The following is a 19,848-nucleotide window of genomic DNA, read 5'->3' on the forward strand; positions in this document are numbered from 1 at the left end:
ACTTTAAATTAACTGCTGCCATGCATAATCTGGGTTGCAAGGTCAATGCCTATGAAGCGGACGCGATGCTCGAGGAGCTCCGCCGCGCCGGCATACGGATCGTGCCCTGGGAGAGCGCCGCAGCCGACATCTATATCATCAATACCTGCTCCGTCACAAACATCGCCGACCGGAAGTCGCGGCAGATGATTCATAAGGCCCGGAGCATGAATCCGGCGGCCGTCGTAATCGCAGCCGGCTGCTATGTACAGGCGCGCGCCGCGGAGCTTCAGATGGATACCGCGGTGGATATCCTCGTCGGTAATCAGGAGAAGGGCCGTCTGCTGTCGATTCTCGAGGCGTACTGGACGACCCACCCGGACAGGCTTCCAGCGTCCCTCCGTGCTTCCGGCGCTGATGCAGACGAGCGGCACGTATATACCGATCCGGAGGTCCGTGTGCCCGCCGCTTCGTCCGTGGACGCTGCCGCCGACCGGACTGCAGTGATCGATCAGGCGCAGGCGGACCGATCAAACGCTGCCTGCTTCGTGTCGGATATCGCAGAGCCACAGCCGTACGCGAAGCTCCGGGCCGGTGAGATCGCCGATCAGGGACGGGTCTTCATCAAGGTGCAGGATGGCTGCAATCAGTTCTGTGCCTACTGCATCATCCCATACGTGCGCGGACGCATCCGCTCGCGTTCCATCGAGGACACGGTGAAGGAGGTCGCAGATTTCGCCCGTCGCGGCTATCACGAGGTCGTGCTGACCGGCATCCACCTCTCTTCCTACGGCCTCGATTTCGATCATGCGAACTATGAATATGCGATGAACCATGAGATTCCGTCGACGCATCTCCTCGCACTGATCCGTGCGGTGGCGGCAGTACCGGGCATCGCGCGGGTTCGTCTCGGCAGCCTCGAGCCGCGTATCATCACGGAGTCGTTCGTCGAGGAGCTGCGGGCGATTCCGGAGCTATGCCCGCACTTCCACCTTTCGCTCCAGAGTGGTTCAGACCGCATCCTGGCAGCGATGAACCGGCACTATGATACGGCAGCCTTCCGTCACTCGGTCGCGCTTCTTCGTGCAGCCTGGCCCGAGATGGCGATCACAACGGATGTCATCGTCGGCTTTCCGGGGGAGAGTGAAGCGGATTTCGAGGATTCCTGTCGCTTCGTCGAGGAGATCGGCTTCTACGAGCTGCATGTTTTCAAGTACAGCCGGCGGCAGGGAACGGCGGCCGACCGCATGCCGGCGCAGCTTACGGATCGTGTGAAGTCCGAGCGCTCCGAACGACTGATGAAGCTTGACGCGCAGCAGTCCGAGGCCTTCCGCCGCCGCTTTCTCGGCCGGAACGAGGACGTGATTCCGGAGGAAATCGTCGAGATCGAGGGGCGCCCGTATCTTCGTGGCTATAACCGGTGCTATGTGCGCTATCTGATTCCTCTTTCGGATGCGGCAGAGGGAGCTTGTAAAATCGGCCAAATAATGCAGGTATGTGGACAGGAAATCTGTGGAGGATGTGTACTTGCATTGGTTTTATAAATGTTATAAAATTAATTGAGTTATTAAGAGGACGTGACAAAATGAATGATTTAGGCAGTACACAGATTATCCGACCGATGCAGGAGTGCGATCTGGATGTGACAGAGGTTCTGGCCCGTGTCTATGAGGCACTCACGGAAAAAGGCTATAATCCGATTAATCAGATCGTTGGATACATTATGTCGGGAGATCCGACGTACATTACCAGCCATAAGGGGGCGAGAAGCCTGATTATGAAGGTGGAACGCGACGAGATCATCGAAGAGCTGATGAAGACGTACGTGGACGCGAAGCTGAGCAGGTAATGTGTTGATGATGAAGAGTCTGTCCTGTGGGACAGACTCTTTTTGGGTAATGAAAAGAGGAGACCGGCATTCTGGCGCAGGAATCCCGTGAAGGGACCTGCGCGGGACGGCATCCACTCAGAACATACGGATAGGATAAGCATTTATGAGAATACTGGGACTCGATTACGGCTCGAAGACCGTCGGCGTCGCGATGACCGACGCGCTCGGCATGACGGTACAGCCGTATAAGACCATCCAGCGGGACCGGGAGTCGAAGCTTCGGCAGACCCTGTCTGAAATTGCAGAAATCGTCGAGCAGTACCAGATCAAGAAAATCGTGATGGGACTGCCTCTTAATATGGATGATACCGAGGGGGATCGCGCAGCGAAAACGAGAGACTTCGCAGAGAAGCTGAAGCTACGTGTGGCGGTTCCGATCGAGTTTACCGATGAGCGCCTCACCACGATGGAGGCAGAGGAAATCCTCGATCAGAGTGGTATCCCGCGGAGTGAGCAGAAGAAGGTGATCGATCAGGTCGCCGCACAGCTCATCCTGGAACAGTATCTGAGGGGCTGAGACCCTTCAAGGATAAACATCGACGTCGCATGCCGGGCTTCCGCGCGGGTGCGGCCATGAACATGACAAAGGAGCGGACATGGAAAATACTATCCGACTGACATCAGAAGATGGAAATCTGGAACTTGAGATCCTGGAGGAGACGACCGTCCAGGGCGTGAATTATATTCTGGTTACGGATGCACCGGAGGGTGAGGACGGCGAGTGCTACGTCATGAAGGACGTTTCCGGCCCGGAGGATGCAGAGGCAGACTACGAGTTTGTAGATGATCAGGAATCCGAAGCATTGATGCAGATCTTTTCTGCGCTCCTAGAAGGAGAAGGTATAACGATTGAGAAATCATGAACACACTGCCGGAGAGAAGGCAGCAGAAGTAAAAGAAGTAAAAAAAGTAAAAGAAGTAAATCATGCAGAGCTTCCTACCGGTGAGGCGGCGAAGCGTCCGACCCACCGCAGACGGAGGCGCCCATCCACGAAGGGCAGAGAGAGCACGCAGGACACCGAGAGCACGGCTGCTCTGCAGAGTGCGGCAGCGGACAGTGCGGTGAAGGAAGAGGCACCTGCAGCGAAGCGAAGCTCCACACGGAGACGAAGCACACGAAAAGCCGAGACACATGAGAATATGGTGAGTGCAGCGGCATCTGCAGCCGGTGCAGTCGTGGAGGTACCGGAACAGCAGAAGAGCGCCAGCCGAAGCCACCGCAGCAGCAGAAGAAAGAAGTCAGATGAAGTACAGATGAAGAAGAACGGCAGTATTAAGATCATTCCGCTCGGCGGACTCGATCAGATCGGCATGAACATTACCGCGTTTGAGAGTGATGACAGCATCATCATCGTGGACTGCGGGCTGGCTTTTCCATCCAACGATATGCTGGGGATCGACCTGGTCATCCCGGACATCTCCTATCTGAAGAGCCACATGTCGAAGATCAAGGGCTTCGTCATCACCCACGGACATGAGGACCACATCGGTGCGCTGCCATATGTTCTGCAGCAGATCAATGTGCCTGTGTATGGAACACGGCTGACGCTTGCACTCATCGAGGGAAAGCTGCGTGAGCGCGGACTCGACCGCCTGGTGAAGCTGAACGTACAGGCCTTCGGTGATATCGTCGACTTCGGCGATATCAAGGTGGAGTTCATCAAGACGAATCACTCCATCCAGGATGCAGCCGCGCTCGCGATCTTCACACCGGCCGGTACCATCGTTCACACCGGCGACTTCAAGGTCGACTATACACCGGTCTTCGGTGATCCGATCGATCTGCAGCGCTTCGCTGAGCTCGGTAAGGAAGGCGTCCTGGCGATGATGTCTGATTCGACGAATGCGGAGAAGCCGGGATCTACGATGTCGGAGCGCACCGTCGGGGGTACCTTCGAGCGTATCTTTGCCGAGCACCAGCAGAACCGTATCATCGTGGCGACCTTTGCGTCGAACGTCGATCGTGTACAGCAGATCATCAATACCGCCGCGAAGTATAAGCGGAAGGTCGTGGTGGAGGGTCGTTCCATGGTGAATGTCATCACCGTAGCGTCCGAGCTTCACTATATCGATATCCCAGAGGGTACCCTCATCAGCATCGATGAGCTGAAGAGCTATCCGGATGAGCAGACCGTACTGATCACGACTGGATCTCAGGGTGAGTCCATGGCGGCACTGAGCCGTATGGCGAGCGGTATGCACCGGAAGATTCATATCAAGCCGAACGATGTTGTCGTGCTTTCATCTCACCCAATTCCTGGTAACGAGCTCGCGGTGGATAAGGTCATCAACGAGCTGAGTATGCTTCATGCACAGGTCATCCTGCAGGATACCCACGTATCCGGCCATGCCTGCGGCGAGGACCTCAAGCTCCTGTACTCGCTCGTCAAGCCGGAGTTCGCGATTCCGATCCACGGCGAGTATCATATGCGGGATACCGCATCACGTCTCGCCGCCTCGGTCGGTGTCGAGCGTGACCACTGTCTCATGATCGAGAACGGTGACGTACTGGAGCTCACGACACGAAGCGGAAAGTCGGAGGCACTGATCAAGGATCATGTCCAGGCCGGTGGCGTCTTCGTCGATGGTCTCGGTGTCGGCGATGTCGGAAACATCGTCATCCGCGATCGTCAGAACCTGGCGCAGAACGGTATCATCGTCGTCGTACTGACGCTCGAGAAGTATTCAGGTCACCTGCTGGCTGGTCCGGACCTCGTGTCGCGTGGCTTCGTCTATGTACGGGAGTCCGAGGACCTCATGGAGGAGGCACGCGTACAGGTGCAGGATGCGGTCGATGACTGCCTCGTACGCCACGTGAACGACTGGGGCAAGATTAAAAATATCATCAAGGATTCGCTGTCTGACTTTCTCTGGAAGAAGATCAAGCGTGATCCGGTGATCCTTCCGATCATTATGGAGGTTTAAGGCATGCGCCGAAACGATTCCGTGTCCAGGACAGCCGGCTTCATCACCGGCATGGCCTGGCGCGTTATTCTGATTGCAGCCATCATTTTCCTGCTGCTGCAGGGGATCAGGGTGGCGTACAGCTATGGTCACGGACTGTTCTATGAGCATGCCCTGGCTGGTGCCGGTGCACCGGAGCAGGCGTTCGTCATCACCGATGGCGAGAGCTTGGACCGGCTTGCGAAAGACCTTGAGGAGGCCGGGCTGATCGATAATCGTCAGGCCTTCGTGCTGCAGGCGCATCTCTATGAACTCGAGATCGAACCTGGAAGCTATACACTGAGCCCGTCGATGACGGTGGTCGACATCATCGAGCACCTGAGTCAGGAGGGCACGAAGAACAAGGAGCTGGCGGATAAGAATCTGCTGGCAGCACAGGAAAGTACAGCGGCAGCGGAAGAGACCGGTGCGGACGGTACGGAAATCATCGGCGGTACGGAGGACGAAAACCTCATCCAGCAGGATGCGGCCCGTGCCATGACAACAGCAGATAGTGAGGAAAAGAACCCTTGATTACGGATGAACGGCTTGTGAATTATATTCATTCACTGGAACCGGATCGTAGTGAGCTTCTTGAAACCATCAGAGCAGAAGCGCTCGCAGCGGAAATCCCGATTATCCGGGATGAAACGGCAGCGCTTCTTAAGTGTTTCATGAGGATGCTTCGACCGAAGCGGATTCTGGAGATCGGTGCGGCGGTCGGCTACTCCGCCCTCTGCATGGAAGAGGCCTGCGACGGGCAGGCGGAGCTGCTGACGGTGGAGAGCTATCCACCGAGAATCGAAGCGGCGACATGGAACTTCGCGCGCAGCCCGTACCGGGATCGCATCACGCTGGTTCCGGGGGATGCGGGTGCACTGCTCCGACGCCTGGTTGAGGAGGGGCAGCACTTCGATTTTATTTTTATGGATGCGGCGAAGGCGCAGTATATCGTCTGGCTGCCGGACATCCTCCGACTGATGTCGCCGGGCAGCGTGCTCGTCAGCGACAATATCCTGCAGGACGGCAGCATCATCGAGAGCCGTTACCAGGTGGAGCGGAGGGACCGCACCATCCATACCCGCATGCGGGAGTATCTCTTCCGCCTGAAGCATGAAGAGGCACTGGAAACCGCGATCCTGCCGGTCGGCGATGGCGTGTCGATCAGTGTTCGAAAATAAAACACATAGATAAACGTCGCATCGATGAGTGTCAGATGGATGCACATCGAGTAGATGATGTCAGATAGATGGAGAGAGCATATGCTGAAAGAAACAGAGCTTTTGATTCCGGCAGGTTCGCTGGACGTATTAAAGACCGCCGTGAACTATGGGGCGAATGCCGTTTACTTAGGCGGTGAGGCCTTCGGTCTTCGGGCCAATGCAAAAAACTTTACACTGGAGGAGATCCGCGAGGGTGTCGCCTACGCACATGCACATCAGGTGAAGGTTTTCGTCACCGCGAACATCTTCGCCCATAATTACGACCTCGATGGTGTGCGTACCTACTTCCAGGAGCTGGCGGAGACCTGCATCGATGCGGTGCTGATCGCGGACCCGGGTGTGTTTATGATCGCGAAGGAGGTCCTTCCGGCGTCCATCGAGCTGCATATCTCGACCCAGGCGAACAACACGAACTGGCAGACCTTCCTCTTCTGGTGGCAGCTCGGCGCGAAGCGGGTCGTCTGTGCACGTGAATTGAGCCTGAACGAGATCCGGGAGCTGCGTCGTCATATTCCGGAGGAGATGGACATCGAGGCCTTCGTGCATGGTGCGATGTGCATGTCCTATTCCGGGCGCTGCATGTTGAGTAATTTCCTGACCGGTCGCGATGCGAACCGGGGTGCCTGCACACATCCGTGTCGCTGGAAGTACAGTCTCGTCGAGGAGACCCGTCCGGGTGAGTATTTTCCGGTGGTTGAGAACGAGCGTGGCACCTATATCTTTAACTCGAAGGATCTCTGCATGATCGAGCATATTCCAGAGCTGATCGAGGCCGGCATCGATTCACTGAAGATCGAGGGCCGTATGAAGACCGCGCTCTATGTTGCGACGGTCGCACGGACCTATCGCAAGGCCATCGATGATTATAAGGAGAGCGAAGAAAAGTACCGCGCCAACATGGAGTGGTACAAGCAGGAAATCGCGAAGTGTACCTACCGTGAGTTTACGACGGGCTTCTACTATGGACGTCCGACGCAGGATGATCATATCTATGACAGCAACACCTATGTGACGGGTTCCATCTACCTCGGCACGATCCGTGAGAGCGATGCAGAGGGCTGGAGCTACCTCGAGCAGAAGAACAAGTTCTCCGTGGGAGAGCAGCTCGAGATCATGAAGCCGGATGGCCGGGATCTGCCGATCACGGTGCTGGAGATCCGGGATGCGGCGACCGATGTCGAACAGACATCCTGCTCGCATGCCTGTCAGCAGCTGAAGGTGCGCTTCAGTACAGCTCCGGAGGCCGGCGATATCATCAGAAAGGAAAGCGCTGAGAAGCAGGCGCTTGACTAACGCGTATGGAAGGAATTTTCATCGTTCTGGGGGTCGCGTCCCTGCTGTATGTGATCGCGATCATCATGATTCATGGACTGACCAGCTTTCTATGGTTCTGGCCGCTTTTTGCAGCGGTCCAGTTCCTTATGTTTGCACTGGTACGCTATGTCCGCAGAAAACAGCGGGAGAAGAAGCGGATCCATCCAGGCCCCTTCGTGTTCATCTTTACGAGCTATGGTCTCTGGATGCTGGTGCTGCTCGCGCTTCTCGGCACGATCTTCTTTAATGCACATACGGTCGAGCAGAAGAACCTCGACTATGTGATCGTGATGGGGGCAGATCTCGTCGATAACCGGATCTCACCGTCACTGAAGAAGCGTCTGGACTGTGCCGTCGCGTATGCGAAGGAAAATCCGGACACCATCTTCGTGCTGTCCGGCGGCCGGAGCGATTATGATCGAAGCACCGAAGCGACGGTCATGTACTACTACATGATCAAGGCCGGCATCCCGGAGAACCGTCTTCTGCTCGAGTTCTACTCCCACTCCACGCAGGAGAAGATCGGCTTCTCGCTTCGAACGATACAGCAGGATCAGGAGGCCCGTCTCCGGGAAAGAGCGAAGACGCACCCGGGACTTATGGTGCCGCTGCGCGGTACAGACGGGGAGGAAATCGGGGTCATCCTGGGGGAGGAAAAGCCGATCACCCTCGGGATCATCACCTCCGAGTTTAATCTCTTCCGGGCCTGCCGCATCGCGGCGCGCTTCGGCTATCCGGATGCCTGTCCGATGGCGACCGAGACGAGTGAACTGATGCTCGTTCACCTGAGCGTTCGGGAAGCCATCGCGGTCTTCAAGGATCGTCTGATCGGAAATATATAGAAAAAGAGGAAGCTGAATGAAGAATTATGAGCTGATCGAGACCAGAAGGATCGATGAACTTTCGACCGATGCGTGCATCTACCGTCATACGAAGAGCGGTGCCCGCATCTTTACCATGAAGAACACGGATGACAATAAGGTCTTCAGTATCGCCTTTCGCACCCCGGCGGAGGACAGCACCGGCGTGGCCCACATCACGGAGCACTCCGTGCTGTGCGGATCTGCGAAGTTTCCGCTGAAGGATCCGTTTGTGGAGCTTGCAAAGGGCTCCCTCAACACCTTCCTGAACGCTATGACGTATCCGGATAAGACCGTGTATCCGGTTGCCTCCCGCAACGAGAAGGACTTCGAGCATCTGATGGATGTCTACCTCGACGCGGTGTTCCATCCGAACTGCGTCGAGGATCCGCGTATCCTCCAGCAGGAGGGCTGGCACTATGAGATGATGGACGAGCAGGATGCGCTTCGCTATAACGGCGTCGTCTACAACGAGATGAAGGGTGTCTTCTCGAACCCGGAGTCGGTGCTCGAGCGCTACATCATGAACGCCCTCTTCCCGGATACCTGCTACGCGAACGAGTCCGGCGGTGATCCGGCGGTGATCCCGGAGCTTAGCTTCGACCAGTTCCGCGCGTTCCATGCGCGCTACTATCATCCGTCCAATGCCTACATCATCCTGTACGGCGATATGGATATGGAGAAGAAGCTCGCGTGGCTCGATGAGGCCTACCTCTCGGAGTTCGATGCGATCGATCCGGATTCCGATATCCCGCTGCAGCCGGCGTTTACCGAGCTCCATGAGGAGGAAATCGCGTATTCCGTCGGAGCGCATGAGTCGCTCACAAAAAATACCTACCTCGCCTGGAACGTCGTGGTGGATGCACTCGATAATAAGCGGAACCTCGCCCTCGATATCCTGGACTATGTGCTGCTTTCCTCACCGGGTGCGCCGCTCAAGCAGGCCCTCGTCGAGGCCGGTATCGGAGATGATATCTTCGGCGGCTTCGAGGATGGTATCCGCCAGCCGTATTTTTCTGTCTGTGCGAAGGGCGCGGATGCGAAGGATAAGAAGCGCTTCCTCTCCATCATCGACACGACCCTCCGGAAGCTGGTGAAGGAGGGCCTCGACCAGCAGGCGATCCTCGCCGCCATCAATCATGATGAGTTCCAGTACCGTGAGGCGGACTACGGACGTTCACCGAAGGGCCTCGTCTATGCACTGACTGCGATGGATACCTGGCTCTATGGCCGGGAACCATGGGAGTATCTCTTCTGTACGCAGTGCTATCAGGAGCTCCGCGAGGACGCGAAGCATGGCTACTTCGAGAAGCTGATCGCAGAGTGTCTGCTGGACAATCCGCATGCAGCCCTCGTGATCTGTAAGCCGGAGCGCGGGCTCACCGAGAAACGGGAGCAGGCGCTCGCGAAGAAGCTGGCGACGATGAAAAAAGGGATGACACAGGCGGAGCGGATCGCCTGCATTGACCAGACGAAGGCGCTGAAGGCTTATCAGGAGGAACCGACCTCCGACGAAAACCTCCGGAAGCTTCCGCTGCTCAGCATCTCTGATATCGGAAAGCAGGCCGAGCGCTATCACTGGGAGGAGAAGCGGGTGGAGGATACTCTGCTGCTCGAGACGAGTCGGGATACCCGCGGCGTGATGTATCTCCGCTTGAATTTCAATACGCAGTGCCTCACCGAGGAGGAGCTGCCGTACGCTGGTTTCCTGAAGACCGTGCTCGCGTATATGGATACGAAGCAGCATAGCTTCCAGGACCTGTCCTCGGATGTTCTGCTGCATACCGGCGGCATGAACTTCGATATGAACGCGTATCCGGACCTCGATCACTATAATCACTATACCGGCATCTTCAGTGTGGAGGTGAAGCTGCTCTACGAGCACCTGGACCGTGTCCTCGCACTGATCCGTGAGATCCTGCATACGACGAAGTTCGAGGATACGAAGCGGATGGCGGAGATCCTCGCGGAGGCCCGCTCCCGGGAGCGGATGAAGATCGAGGGCGCCGGCCACAGCTATGCCGTGAACCGTGCAAGCGCCTGCTTCTCCGGCACCGGACGATACCAGGATCTCGTGGGCGGCATCAGCTACTACCACTTCATCAACCGCGTCGCGGATGCCTTCCATGCGGATCCGACGACCCTCGGCCGGAAGCTCTGGGAGATCGCGGATAAGCTGTTCCGCCTTGAGAACATGTTTGTGTCGATAACGGCGGAGCCACAGGGCATCGCGGCGTTCGAGCAGATCTATCCGACATGGAAGGAAAACTACCGCCGTGATCTTCGCGAGAAGGAGCTGCTCCGCGAGGTACTGGATGCGGACTATATCGCCGGTACCCATACAGAAGCCGATGAAGAAAAGCCGCAGCTCATCCTCCACGGCAGCCGGAACGAGGGCTTCCGAACCCCGTCCCAGGTAAATTATGTCGCCAGGGCCGGCTGGTACGATCCGACGAAGCATCCGTATACCGGTGCCCTGCGCGTACTGAAGATGATTCTGAACTACGACTATCTCTGGCTCAATCTCCGTGTGAAGGGCGGCGCCTATGGCTGCATGGCCGGCTTCGGCCGCTCCGGTGAGGGCTATCTCTGCTCCTACCGGGATCCGCATATTCAGGAGACCCTGGCCTGCTATGAGGCGCTTCCGGCGTATATCCGGAGCTTCAGCGCAAGCGAGCGGGATATGACGAAGTACATCATCGGCGCCATCAGTGAGCTGGATACGCCGCGTACGAACGCCAATGTTGCCGCCCTCAGCGTCAGCGCCTTCCTCTCCCATGTGTCGAACGAGGCACTGCAGCGAGAGCGCGACCAGGTGCTCGCGACGACGGTAGAGGATATCCGCGCACTTTCGGACTATGTGGAGGCGGTGCTGGCGACCGGTGCCGGCTGCACCATCGGCAGTGGAACAGAAATCGATGCCCATCAGGATCTCTTCCTGACAACAGAGGAGCTTTTTAAATGATCAAGACAGGCTTTGTGGCGCTCGTGGGGCGCCCGAATGTAGGAAAATCAACCTTGATGAATCACGTGATCGGCCAGAAGATCGCCATCACCTCGGAGAAGCCACAGACGACCCGTGGCCGTATCCAGACGGTCTATGACGACGAACGCGGCCAGATCATCTTTCTCGACACGCCGGGTATTCACAAGGCGGCCAATAAGCTCGGCGAGTACATGGACCATGTGGCGGAGAAAACCCTCGAGGACGTCGATGTTATCGTCTGGCTCGTGGAGCCGACCACCTATATCGGCGCCGGTGAGCAGCACATCGCGGAGGTGATGAAGAAGTACGACAAGCCGAAGATCCTCGTGATCAATAAGATCGATACCCTGAAGGATCCGGCGGTCGAGCTGACGGCGGCCATCGAGAAGTATCGTGACCTTATGGAGTTCACAGAGATCGTTCCGGTCTCTGCCGCGCGTGCCCGAAACATTGACGAACTGAAAAAGGTGATTTTTCAGTACCTTCCGGAAGGGCCTCGTTACTATGATGAGGATACCGTGACCGACCAGACGATGCGTGAGATCGCGGGTGAGCTGATCCGTGAGCAGGCGCTTCGGAAGCTGAAGGATGAGGTGCCACATGGCATCGCGGTGCTGATCGACGAGATGCACCAGCGGAAGACCGGCATCTGGGACATCAAGGCGACCATCGTCTGCGAGCGGGATGCGCATAAGGGTATCATCATCGGAAAGGGCGGCGCGATGCTGAAGCGCATCGGTACCGGTGCCCGTATCCAGATCGAGCGTATGACGGAGGATAAGGTGAATCTCCAGCTTTTCGTCAAGGTACGAAAGGACTGGCGTGATTCGGATACCTTCCTGAAGAACTACGGCTTTAAGGACGAGACCTGAGCGCCATGCAGGAGGAACTTGTTTTTCACGGGCTGGTGCTGAACTCGGCCTCGTCCCGTGATTTTGATAAGCGGCTCTGTGTTCTCACGAAGGAGCAGGGAAAGATCACCGTCTGGGCGTCGGGCGCGAAGAAGCCGGGTTCCCCGCTCATGGCGGCGACACGGAATTTCGTCTTCGGTGCGTTCAGCGTGACGAAGGGAAGGGCCGGCTATAATCTCCGCTCGGTGAAGGTGAACGAGTATTTCGAGGACATCGCGCTGGATCTCGTCAACGCCTGCTACGGTTCGTATCTGCTGGAGCTGGCGGAGCTCGTCGCCCAGGAGAATCTTCCGGCGGAGGAGCTGGTGAATCTCATCTACCTGTCGCTCCGGGCGATTCTGAAGGAGAGTATCCCGAACGAGCTGGTACGGCGTATCTACGAGCTTCGGGTGCTCCTTTTAAATGGCGAGTACACAGAGCTTCCGCCACTCGAGGCCTCCGACGCCTGCTGCTATGCCTGGCAGTATGTACTGGAGTCGCCGCTCACGAAGCTCTACACCTTCACGCTGACCCCGGGCGTACTCATCGAGTTTTCGCAGAACGTGGATCTCGTGCTCCGCGACGCGTTGCCGTACCACTTCCGCTCGCTCGATATCCTGAAAGCACTGTGACGCGACGTCTGTTTGTACGGGCGCAAAAACAGGCAGGGGCTGGATTTTTCGACGGTCCCGATGTATAGTTGGATGAAGCGTCTATCGGCGCAGTACTGATTAACTTTATTCTTGGTCGCACTCCGGCGACAGAAAGAGGAAAACATGCCAAAGAATTACACCATGGACACCATCGTTTCTCTTGCGAAGTCAAGAGGTTTTGTTTATCCGGGTTCTGAGATCTACGGTGGTCTCGCAAATACCTGGGACTACGGCAATCTCGGCGTTGAGTTAAAGAACAACGTAAAGAGAGCCTGGTGGAAGAAATTTATTCAGGAGTCCAAATATAACGTCGGTATCGACTGCGCGATCCTGATGAATCCGCAGACCTGGGTCGCATCCGGACATCTCGCATCCTTCTCCGATCCGCTGATGGACTGTAAGGAGTGTCACGAGCGTTTCCGTGCAGATAAGCTGATCGAGGATTTCGCAGAGGCAAACGGTATCGATATCGGTGGTTCCGCGGATGCGATGTCGAAGGAAGAGATGGAAGCATTCATCGAGGAACATCAGGTTCCATGTCCTACCTGCGGTAAGCATAACTTCACCGGTATCCGTCAGTTCAACCTTATGTTCAAGACCTTCCAGGGCGTTACAGAGGATGCGAAGAATGCCGTATATCTCCGTCCGGAGACCGCACAGGGTATCTTCGTAAACTTCAAGAATGTACAGCGTTCTTCCCGTAAGAAGCTTCCGTTTGGTATCGGTCAGATCGGTAAGTCCTTCCGTAACGAGATCACACCGGGTAACTTTACCTTCCGTACGAGAGAGTTCGAGCAGATGGAGCTCGAGTTCTTCTGTAAGCCGGATACGGACCTCGAGTGGTTTGCATACTGGAAGCAGTTCTGCCTTGACTGGCTGCTTTCGCTCGGCATTCCGAAGGATATGCTTCGTGCCAGAGACCACTCTCCGGAGGAGCTCTGCTTCTATTCGAAGGCAACCACCGATCTCGAGTTCACCTTCCCGTTTGGCTGGGGTGAGCTCTGGGGTATCGCGGACAGAACCGATTACGATCTCGGACAGCACGAGAAGACCTCCGGTCAGGATATGACCTACTTCGATGAGGAGACCAACACGCATTACATCCCGTATGTTATTGAGCCGTCCCTCGGTGCGGATCGTGTCACCCTTGCCTTCCTCTGCGCAGCATATGATGTGGAAGAGCTGGAGGGTGGCGATGAGCGTACCGTCCTTCGTTTCCATCCGGCCATCGCACCTGTAAAGGTAGGTATCCTTCCGCTTTCGAAGAAGCTGGCAGAGCCGGCACAGGCCATCCATGATGAGCTTGCGAAGTACTGGAACGTCGAGTACGACGACCGTGGAAACATCGGTAAGCGTTACAGAAGACAGGATGAGATCGGTACACCGTACTGCGTAACCTATGATTTCGATTCGGAGAACGATCACTGCGTCACGATCCGTGAGCGTGATTCCATGGCACAGGAGCGTATTCCGATCGATCAGCTGAAGAGCTACTTCGAGGAGAAGCTCGCATTCTAAGTTTTTATAGCGTCTGAATAGAGGCCCATCCCGGGATTCGGGGTGGGCCTTTTGGTAAACGGAGTGTTTGGGCTCTCGACGGAGGTTTACTTCACAAATTCGTAACATATGGAAATTATAATATAATCCTGTATAGTAGAAGAGGATTGAAACAGGAGAGAATGCTTATGAAGCATATAGGACTGATGGGGCGTGTGGGCGTCAGCTTCTTCGTCAGCACGGTGCTGCCACTGGTGCTGATGTTTCTGATGTTCCGCGGAGACATCACGATGGGAACGAATATGGCGATTCTGATTCTTGCAGGTCTTTTTCTGATCTGCTGGATCTATATGGGGATCGTGCGTCCGGTCGATGAGCTGAAGGCGGCGGCGAAGCGCATCGAGTCCGGAGATCTCGATTTCACGCTGGAAGCAGAGACGAACGACGAGTTCGGTGAGCTGATGCAGGCCTTCGATGAGATGCGGATTCGTCTCAAGGAAACCCAGGAGGAGAAGATACGAAACGATACAGCCAACCGTGAGCTGGTCTCCAACATTGCCCATGATCTGAAGACGCCGCTGACGGCGATCAAGGGCTACAGCGAGGGCCTGCTCGATGGGGTCGCCAGCAGTCCGGAGATGCAGCGGAAGTATATTCGGACCATCAACAACAAGGCGGCGGAGATGGATCGCCTGATCGACGAGCTGCGCTACTATGTGAAGGTCGAGTCGGATAAGATCCCGTATGATTTTCAGCATATCTGTGTGAAGGATTATTTCCAGGACTGTGCGGAGGAGATCGGACTCGATATGGATTCGCAGGGAATCCGATTCAGCTATCGCAATACGATCGACCCGGAGGTGGAGATGATCGCGGATCCGGAGCAGCTCCGGAAGGTGATCAGTAACATCATTTCGAATTCTGTGAAATATATGGATAAGGAAGAAAAGGAGATCGCGCTGAGTCTGGAGGATGCCGGGGATTTCATCCAGGTGAATATTCGGGATAACGGAAAGGGCATCTCCCGCTCGGATCTGCCGTATATTTTCCAGCGTTTCTTCCGGGCGGACAGCTCGCGCAATTCGATGAAGGGGGGATCCGGTATCGGCCTTTCCATTGTGAAGAAGATCATAGAGGACAGTGGCGGACGGATCTGGGCGAGCTCGAAGGAGGGCGAGGAAACCACGATTCATTTCGTTTTACGTAAATACATCAAGAGCCCGAAGGAGGCGTAAACTATGGATGAGGATAAGAAGAACATACTGATTATAGAGGATGAGCAGTCGATTGCGGAGCTGGAGCGGGATTATCTGGAGATTTCCGGCTTTTCCGTCGATATCGCATCCGATGGTGATACCGGTCTTCAGAAGGCACTGGAGGGCGACTATGCACTCATCATCCTGGATCTGATGCTGCCGGGAAAGGACGGCTTCCAGGTATGTAAGGAGGTCCGGGAGATGAAGGATATACCGATCATCATCGTTTCTGCACGGAAGGATGATATCGATAAGATCCGAGGGCTTGGTCTCGGTGCCGATGATTATGTGACGAAGCCGTTTTCTGCTTCGGAGATGGTGGCACGGGTGAAGGCGCACATGGCACGGTATGCACGTCTCGTCGGCAGCGGCCGGGAGGAGAGCGGGGTCATCGAGATTCATGGACTGAAGATCGATCCGAGTGCCCGCCGCGTATTCGTGAACGGAGAGGAGCGGACCTTTACGACGAAGGAGTTCGACCTTCTCTGCTTCCTCGCCTCGCATCCGAATCATGTATACACGAAGGCGGAGCTCTTCAAGGAGATCTGGAAGATGGATTCCGTCGGTGACATCGCGACCGTCACGGTGCATATCAAGAAGATCCGCGAGAAGATCGAGATGGATTCTGCGAAGCCACAGTATATCGAAACCATCTGGGGTGTCGGATACCGCTTTAAGGTCTGACCGTGAGCTGTCCAGATTTATAAAGCCTTTGAAATTCTTTGATTTACGATGGAATTTCTTAGGCTTTTTTGTGTGGGAAAAATAATTCACGATGTAAACGTTTACATTTTCTGTTCAGACTTTACTAACAATTTTTCCTAAAGTATAATTCGAATAGAGATTTTTCCTCGACATGGGTTAAATCGTATGAGTCGTTTTGCAGAGATCGCCGTCCATGTGTACGGCCTTTTTTTAAGAGATGCACTCATCAACATACATAGGATTAGGAGGATAAGCGATGGCTAAGAAATGGGTTTACTTGTTCACGGAGGGTAACGCAGACATGCGTGAGCTTCTGGGTGGTAAGGGTGCAAACCTTGCAGAGATGACCAATATCGGTCTCCCGGTTCCACAGGGCTTCACCATCACGACAGAGGCCTGCACACAGTACTACGAGGACGGTCGTGAGATCAATGCGGAGATCATGGGTCAGATCGACGAGCATATCGAAAAGATGGAGGAGATTACCGGTAAGAAGTTCGGTGATCACGAGAATCCGCTTCTGGTATCGGTACGTTCCGGTGCACGTGCTTCCATGCCGGGTATGATGGACACCATTCTGAACCTTGGTCTTAACGAGGACGTTGTAAAGGTTCTTTCTGAGAAGTCCGGTAACCCACGTTGGGCATGGGATTCCTACAGAAGATTTATTCAGATGTACTCAGATGTCGTTATGGAAGTTTCCAAGAGCGAGTTTGAGAAGCTGATCGATAAGAAGAAGGAAGAGAAGGGTGTAAAGCTCGATGTCGAGCTGAGCGCAGAGGATCTTCATGATCTCGCAGAGCAGTTCAAGGCGAAGTATAAGGAAGCACTCGGTGAGGACTTCCCGGCAGACCCGAAGGCACAGCTCTATGGCGCAATCAAGGCCGTATTCCGTTCATGGGATAACCCACGTGCAAACGTTTATCGTCGTGACAATGATATCCCATATTCCTGGGGTACTGCTGTAAACGTACAGTCCATGGCATTCGGTAACATGGGTGATGACTGTGGTACCGGTGTAGCCTTCACGAGAGATCCGGCTACCGGTGCAAAGGGCCTCTTCGGTGAGTTCCTTACGAACGCACAGGGCGAGGACGTTGTCGCAGGTGTTCGTACGCCGATGCACATCCAGGAGATGGAGCAGAAGTTCCCGGAGGCATTCGCAGAGTTCGTAAAGGTATGCGAGACCCTCGAGAAGCATTATAGAGATATGCAGGATATGGAGTTTACCGTTGAGCACGGTAAGCTGTACATGCTGCAGACCAGAAATGGTAAGAGAACCGCACAGGCTGCGCTGAAGATCGCCTGCGACCTCGTAGATGAGGGCATGAGAAGCGAGAAGGAAGCCGTTGCGATGATCGATCCACGTAACCTCGATACACTTCTTCACCCGCAGTTCGATAAGGATGCGCTGAAGGCAGCGGTTCCGATGGGTAAGGGCCTCGGTGCTTCCCCAGGAGCGGCATGTGGTAAGGTCGTCTTCACTGCAGAGGATGCAGAGGCATGGAACGCACGTGGCGAGAAGGTGATTCTCGTTCGTCTCGAGACTTCCCCAGAGGATATCACAGGTATGAAGTCTTCCGAGGGTATCCTGACCGTTCGTGGCGGTATGACCAGCCATGCAGCCGTTGTTGCCCGTGGTATGGGTGAGTGCTGCGTATCCGGCTGCGGTGATATCGTGATGGATGAGGAGAACAAGAAGTTCACACTCGGCGGAAAGACCATCAAGGAGGGAGATTTCATTTCCATCGATGGTACAACCGGTAACATCTACGAGGGTAAGATCGCTACCGTAGATGCTCAGATTTCCGGCGACTTCGGTCGTATCATGGGCTGGGCTGATAAGTATAGAAAGCTCGGCGTAAGAACCAACGCGGATACACCGCGCGATGCTGCAAAGGCACGTGAGCTCGGTGCGGAGGGTATCGGTCTCTGCCGTACAGAGCACATGTTCTTCGACCCGGAGAGAATCGAAGCATTCCGTGAGATGATCTGCTCGGATACGGTAGAAGAGCGTGAGAAGGCACTCGAGAAGATCGAGCCGTATCAGCAGGATGATTTCAAGCAGCTCTTCGAGTCCATGGAAGGCAACCCGGTTACCATTCGTTTCCTGGATCCGCCTCTTCATGAGTTCGTTCCGACCACGGAGCCGGAGATCAAGGCACTTGCAGAGAAGATGGGCAAGACGGTTGAGCAGATCAAGGCGATCATTACCGGTCTCCATGAGTTCAACCCGATGATGGGTCACAGAGGATGTCGTCTGACCGTAACCTATCCTGAGATCGCAGTTATGCAGACACAGGCGATCATCCGTGCAGCCATCGAGGTAAAGAAGGCACATGCTGACTGGAACCTCGTTCCGGAGATCATGATTCCGCTCGTTGGCGAGGTGAAGGAGTTCAAGTTCGTGAAGGACATCGTCGTAAAGACCGCAGACGAGGAAATCGCAGCGGCTGGCGTTGAGCTCAAGTATGAGGTTGGTACCATGATCGAGATCCCGAGAGCCGCTCTTACAGCTGACGAGATCGCTGCAGAGGCTGATTTCTTCTGCTTCGGTACAAACGACCTTACACAGATGACCTTCGGCTTCTCACGTGATGATGCCGGTAAGTTCCTGAACAGCTACTATGACACCAAGATCTACGAGCAGGATCCGTTCGCAAAGCTCGATCAGAAGGGTGTTGGTAAGCTCATGGATATGTCACTGAAGCTTGGTAAGCCGGTGAACCCGAACCTCCACTGCGGTATCTGCGGCGAGCACGGCGGCGATCCTTCTTCTGTAGAGTTCTGCCACAACATCGGCCTCGACTATGTATCTTGCTCACCGTTCCGTGTACCGGTAGCAAGACTTGCAGCAGCACAGGCTGAGATCAACAATCCGAGAAAGTAATTTCACAGGATCGTGGATTAAATAAGTGATGATAAACACCGGAGACTGTCCTCGACATTCTCCGGTGTTTTATATCGTGCACAGGTATGGACAGGGGGGAATTATGGCTGGAGATCATAGCGGACTAAATAAAGAAGAAATGAAAAACATCGCGCTGATCGGTTTTATGGGTGCCGGAAAAACGACAGTATCACATGCACTCAGAGCACTGTATGGACTGACAGAGATCGATACGGATCAGGAAATCGTGCGCCAGGAGGGACGCCCGATTACGGAGATTTTTGCGACGGATGGAGAGGCGTATTTCCGGCAGCTTGAGCACGACGTGGTGCTGCGTTTTCAGGATGTGCATGCGGCGGTGATCTCCTGTGGCGGGGGTCTCGTGATGAATCCGGAAAATGTTAAAAATCTGCGTACATCCTGCATCATTGTTTTTCTGACGGCGACCCCGGAGACGACGCTCCTTCGGGTGAAGGATTCTGCGGATCGTCCGATCCTGAACGGACATATGGATGTCGCGTATATCCGTATGTTGCAGGAGAAGCGCCGGCCGGCGTATGAGGCGGCAGCGGATATATGCGTCGCGACGGACGGGAAGGATGTGGAGACGATCTGCTGTGAAATTATGCAGAAAATGAAGGATTTCTCATAATTATATAAATAGTACAGGACCGCGTTATTGTGTTGAAAAGTGCGCAATAACGCGGTTTTTGTATGCTGCTTTTGGCGCTTATTCTGCGCCAGTTTATAATTTTTTTATA

General features: G+C 55.0%; 17 protein-coding genes. All 17 read left to right on the forward strand.

The annotated features are described in order from the left end of the window. The first annotated feature begins 20 nt into the window (after nt 1–20). The 17 genes from mtaB to ACK8P7_RS04065 all read left to right on the forward strand — a co-directional run bounded on the left by mtaB (nt 21) and on the right by ACK8P7_RS04065 (nt 19,739). Nucleotides 21–1,523 (forward strand): tRNA (N(6)-L-threonylcarbamoyladenosine(37)-C(2))-methylthiotransferase MtaB, encoded by a 1,503-nt coding sequence (gene mtaB / locus ACK8P7_RS03985; protein ID WP_410042936.1) that lies wholly within the window; start codon nt 21–23, stop codon nt 1,521–1,523. Between the two features lie 41 nt (nt 1,524–1,564). Continuing rightward, nucleotides 1,565–1,828 (forward strand): IreB family regulatory phosphoprotein, encoded by a 264-nt coding sequence (locus ACK8P7_RS03990; RefSeq protein WP_410042937.1) that lies wholly within the window; start codon nt 1,565–1,567, stop codon nt 1,826–1,828. A 145-nt stretch (nt 1,829–1,973) separates the two neighbouring features. Then, entirely contained in the window at nt 1,974–2,387 is a 414-nt protein-coding gene (gene ruvX, locus ACK8P7_RS03995; RefSeq protein ID WP_410042938.1) for a Holliday junction resolvase RuvX, read from the forward strand. A gap of 79 nt (nt 2,388–2,466) precedes the next feature. Beyond that, on the forward strand, nt 2,467–2,733 hold the full coding sequence (locus tag ACK8P7_RS04000) for a DUF1292 domain-containing protein (RefSeq protein WP_410042939.1): 267 nt from the start codon (nt 2,467–2,469) through the stop codon (nt 2,731–2,733). 391 nt (nt 2,734–3,124) lie between these two features. Then, nucleotides 3,125–4,795 (forward strand): ribonuclease J, encoded by a 1,671-nt coding sequence (locus tag ACK8P7_RS04005; protein ID WP_410042966.1) that lies wholly within the window; start codon nt 3,125–3,127, stop codon nt 4,793–4,795. A gap of 3 nt (nt 4,796–4,798) precedes the next feature. Next, entirely contained in the window at nt 4,799–5,347 is a 549-nt protein-coding gene (locus ACK8P7_RS04010; protein WP_410042940.1) for an endolytic transglycosylase MltG, read from the forward strand. A gap of 17 nt (nt 5,348–5,364) precedes the next feature. After that, nucleotides 5,365–5,994 carry an O-methyltransferase gene (locus tag ACK8P7_RS04015; RefSeq protein WP_410042941.1) on the forward strand — a complete coding sequence of 210 codons (630 nt, stop codon included), beginning with the start codon at nt 5,365–5,367 and terminating at the stop codon, nt 5,992–5,994. Nucleotides 5,995–6,078: 84 nt separating this feature from the next. Further along, nucleotides 6,079–7,329, forward strand: coding sequence for a peptidase U32 family protein (locus ACK8P7_RS04020; RefSeq protein ID WP_410042967.1), 1,251 nt, complete (start codon nt 6,079–6,081; stop codon nt 7,327–7,329). A 5-nt stretch (nt 7,330–7,334) separates the two neighbouring features. Continuing rightward, entirely contained in the window at nt 7,335–8,192 is an 858-nt protein-coding gene (locus ACK8P7_RS04025) for a YdcF family protein (RefSeq protein WP_410042942.1), read from the forward strand. A 16-nt stretch (nt 8,193–8,208) separates the two neighbouring features. Further along, a complete protein-coding gene (locus ACK8P7_RS04030; RefSeq protein WP_410042943.1) occupies nt 8,209–11,175 on the forward strand; it encodes an insulinase family protein in 2,967 nt (988 codons plus the stop codon). Beyond that, nucleotides 11,172–12,068, forward strand: coding sequence for a GTPase Era (gene era, locus ACK8P7_RS04035; protein ID WP_410042944.1), 897 nt, complete (start codon nt 11,172–11,174; stop codon nt 12,066–12,068). The genes ACK8P7_RS04030 and era overlap by 4 nt, the downstream gene beginning before the upstream one ends. A gap of 5 nt (nt 12,069–12,073) precedes the next feature. Next, nucleotides 12,074–12,718 carry a DNA repair protein RecO gene (recO, locus tag ACK8P7_RS04040; protein ID WP_410042945.1) on the forward strand — a complete coding sequence of 215 codons (645 nt, stop codon included), beginning with the start codon at nt 12,074–12,076 and terminating at the stop codon, nt 12,716–12,718. A 144-nt stretch (nt 12,719–12,862) separates the two neighbouring features. Next, nucleotides 12,863–14,257 carry a glycine--tRNA ligase gene (locus tag ACK8P7_RS04045; RefSeq protein WP_410042946.1) on the forward strand — a complete coding sequence of 465 codons (1,395 nt, stop codon included), beginning with the start codon at nt 12,863–12,865 and terminating at the stop codon, nt 14,255–14,257. Nucleotides 14,258–14,424: 167 nt separating this feature from the next. Further along, nucleotides 14,425–15,471: a sensor histidine kinase gene (locus ACK8P7_RS04050; RefSeq protein ID WP_410042947.1), complete on the forward strand. Its 1,047-nt coding sequence runs from the start codon at nt 14,425–14,427 to the stop codon at nt 15,469–15,471. A gap of 3 nt (nt 15,472–15,474) precedes the next feature. Then, nucleotides 15,475–16,176: a response regulator transcription factor gene (locus tag ACK8P7_RS04055; protein WP_410042948.1), complete on the forward strand. Its 702-nt coding sequence runs from the start codon at nt 15,475–15,477 to the stop codon at nt 16,174–16,176. Between the two features lie 277 nt (nt 16,177–16,453). Then, on the forward strand, nt 16,454–19,087 hold the full coding sequence (ppdK, locus tag ACK8P7_RS04060; protein ID WP_410042949.1) for a pyruvate, phosphate dikinase: 2,634 nt from the start codon (nt 16,454–16,456) through the stop codon (nt 19,085–19,087). A gap of 103 nt (nt 19,088–19,190) precedes the next feature. Beyond that, complete coding sequence (locus ACK8P7_RS04065; protein ID WP_410042950.1) at nt 19,191–19,739, forward strand: shikimate kinase; 549 nt, start codon at nt 19,191–19,193, stop codon at nt 19,737–19,739. Nucleotides 19,740–19,848 lie beyond the last annotated feature (109 nt).

Source organism: Oribacterium sp. P9 (assembly GCF_046365365.1).
Classification (GTDB): domain Bacteria; phylum Bacillota; class Clostridia; order Lachnospirales; family Lachnospiraceae; genus Oribacterium.

Bases quoted from the DNA above. Each gene is read 5' to 3' on its own strand.
- mtaB (WP_410042936.1), top strand. From the start codon at position 21: ATGCATAATCTGGGTTGCAAGGTCAATGCCTATGAAGCGGACGCGATG.
- ACK8P7_RS03990 (WP_410042937.1), top strand. From the start codon at position 1,565: ATGAATGATTTAGGCAGTACACAGATTATCCGACCGATGCAGGAGTGC.
- ruvX (WP_410042938.1), top strand. From the start codon at position 1,974: ATGAGAATACTGGGACTCGATTACGGCTCGAAGACCGTCGGCGTCGCG.
- ACK8P7_RS04000 (WP_410042939.1), top strand. From the start codon at position 2,467: ATGGAAAATACTATCCGACTGACATCAGAAGATGGAAATCTGGAACTT.
- ACK8P7_RS04005 (WP_410042966.1), top strand. From the start codon at position 3,125: ATGAAGAAGAACGGCAGTATTAAGATCATTCCGCTCGGCGGACTCGAT.
- ACK8P7_RS04010 (WP_410042940.1), top strand. From the start codon at position 4,799: ATGCGCCGAAACGATTCCGTGTCCAGGACAGCCGGCTTCATCACCGGC.
- ACK8P7_RS04025 (WP_410042942.1), top strand. From the start codon at position 7,335: ATGGAAGGAATTTTCATCGTTCTGGGGGTCGCGTCCCTGCTGTATGTG.
- ACK8P7_RS04030 (WP_410042943.1), top strand. From the start codon at position 8,209: ATGAAGAATTATGAGCTGATCGAGACCAGAAGGATCGATGAACTTTCG.
- era (WP_410042944.1), top strand. From the start codon at position 11,172: ATGATCAAGACAGGCTTTGTGGCGCTCGTGGGGCGCCCGAATGTAGGA.
- recO (WP_410042945.1), top strand. From the start codon at position 12,074: ATGCAGGAGGAACTTGTTTTTCACGGGCTGGTGCTGAACTCGGCCTCG.
- ACK8P7_RS04045 (WP_410042946.1), top strand. From the start codon at position 12,863: ATGCCAAAGAATTACACCATGGACACCATCGTTTCTCTTGCGAAGTCA.
- ACK8P7_RS04050 (WP_410042947.1), top strand. From the start codon at position 14,425: ATGAAGCATATAGGACTGATGGGGCGTGTGGGCGTCAGCTTCTTCGTC.
- ACK8P7_RS04055 (WP_410042948.1), top strand. From the start codon at position 15,475: ATGGATGAGGATAAGAAGAACATACTGATTATAGAGGATGAGCAGTCG.
- ppdK (WP_410042949.1), top strand. From the start codon at position 16,454: ATGGCTAAGAAATGGGTTTACTTGTTCACGGAGGGTAACGCAGACATG.
- ACK8P7_RS04065 (WP_410042950.1), top strand. From the start codon at position 19,191: ATGGCTGGAGATCATAGCGGACTAAATAAAGAAGAAATGAAAAACATC.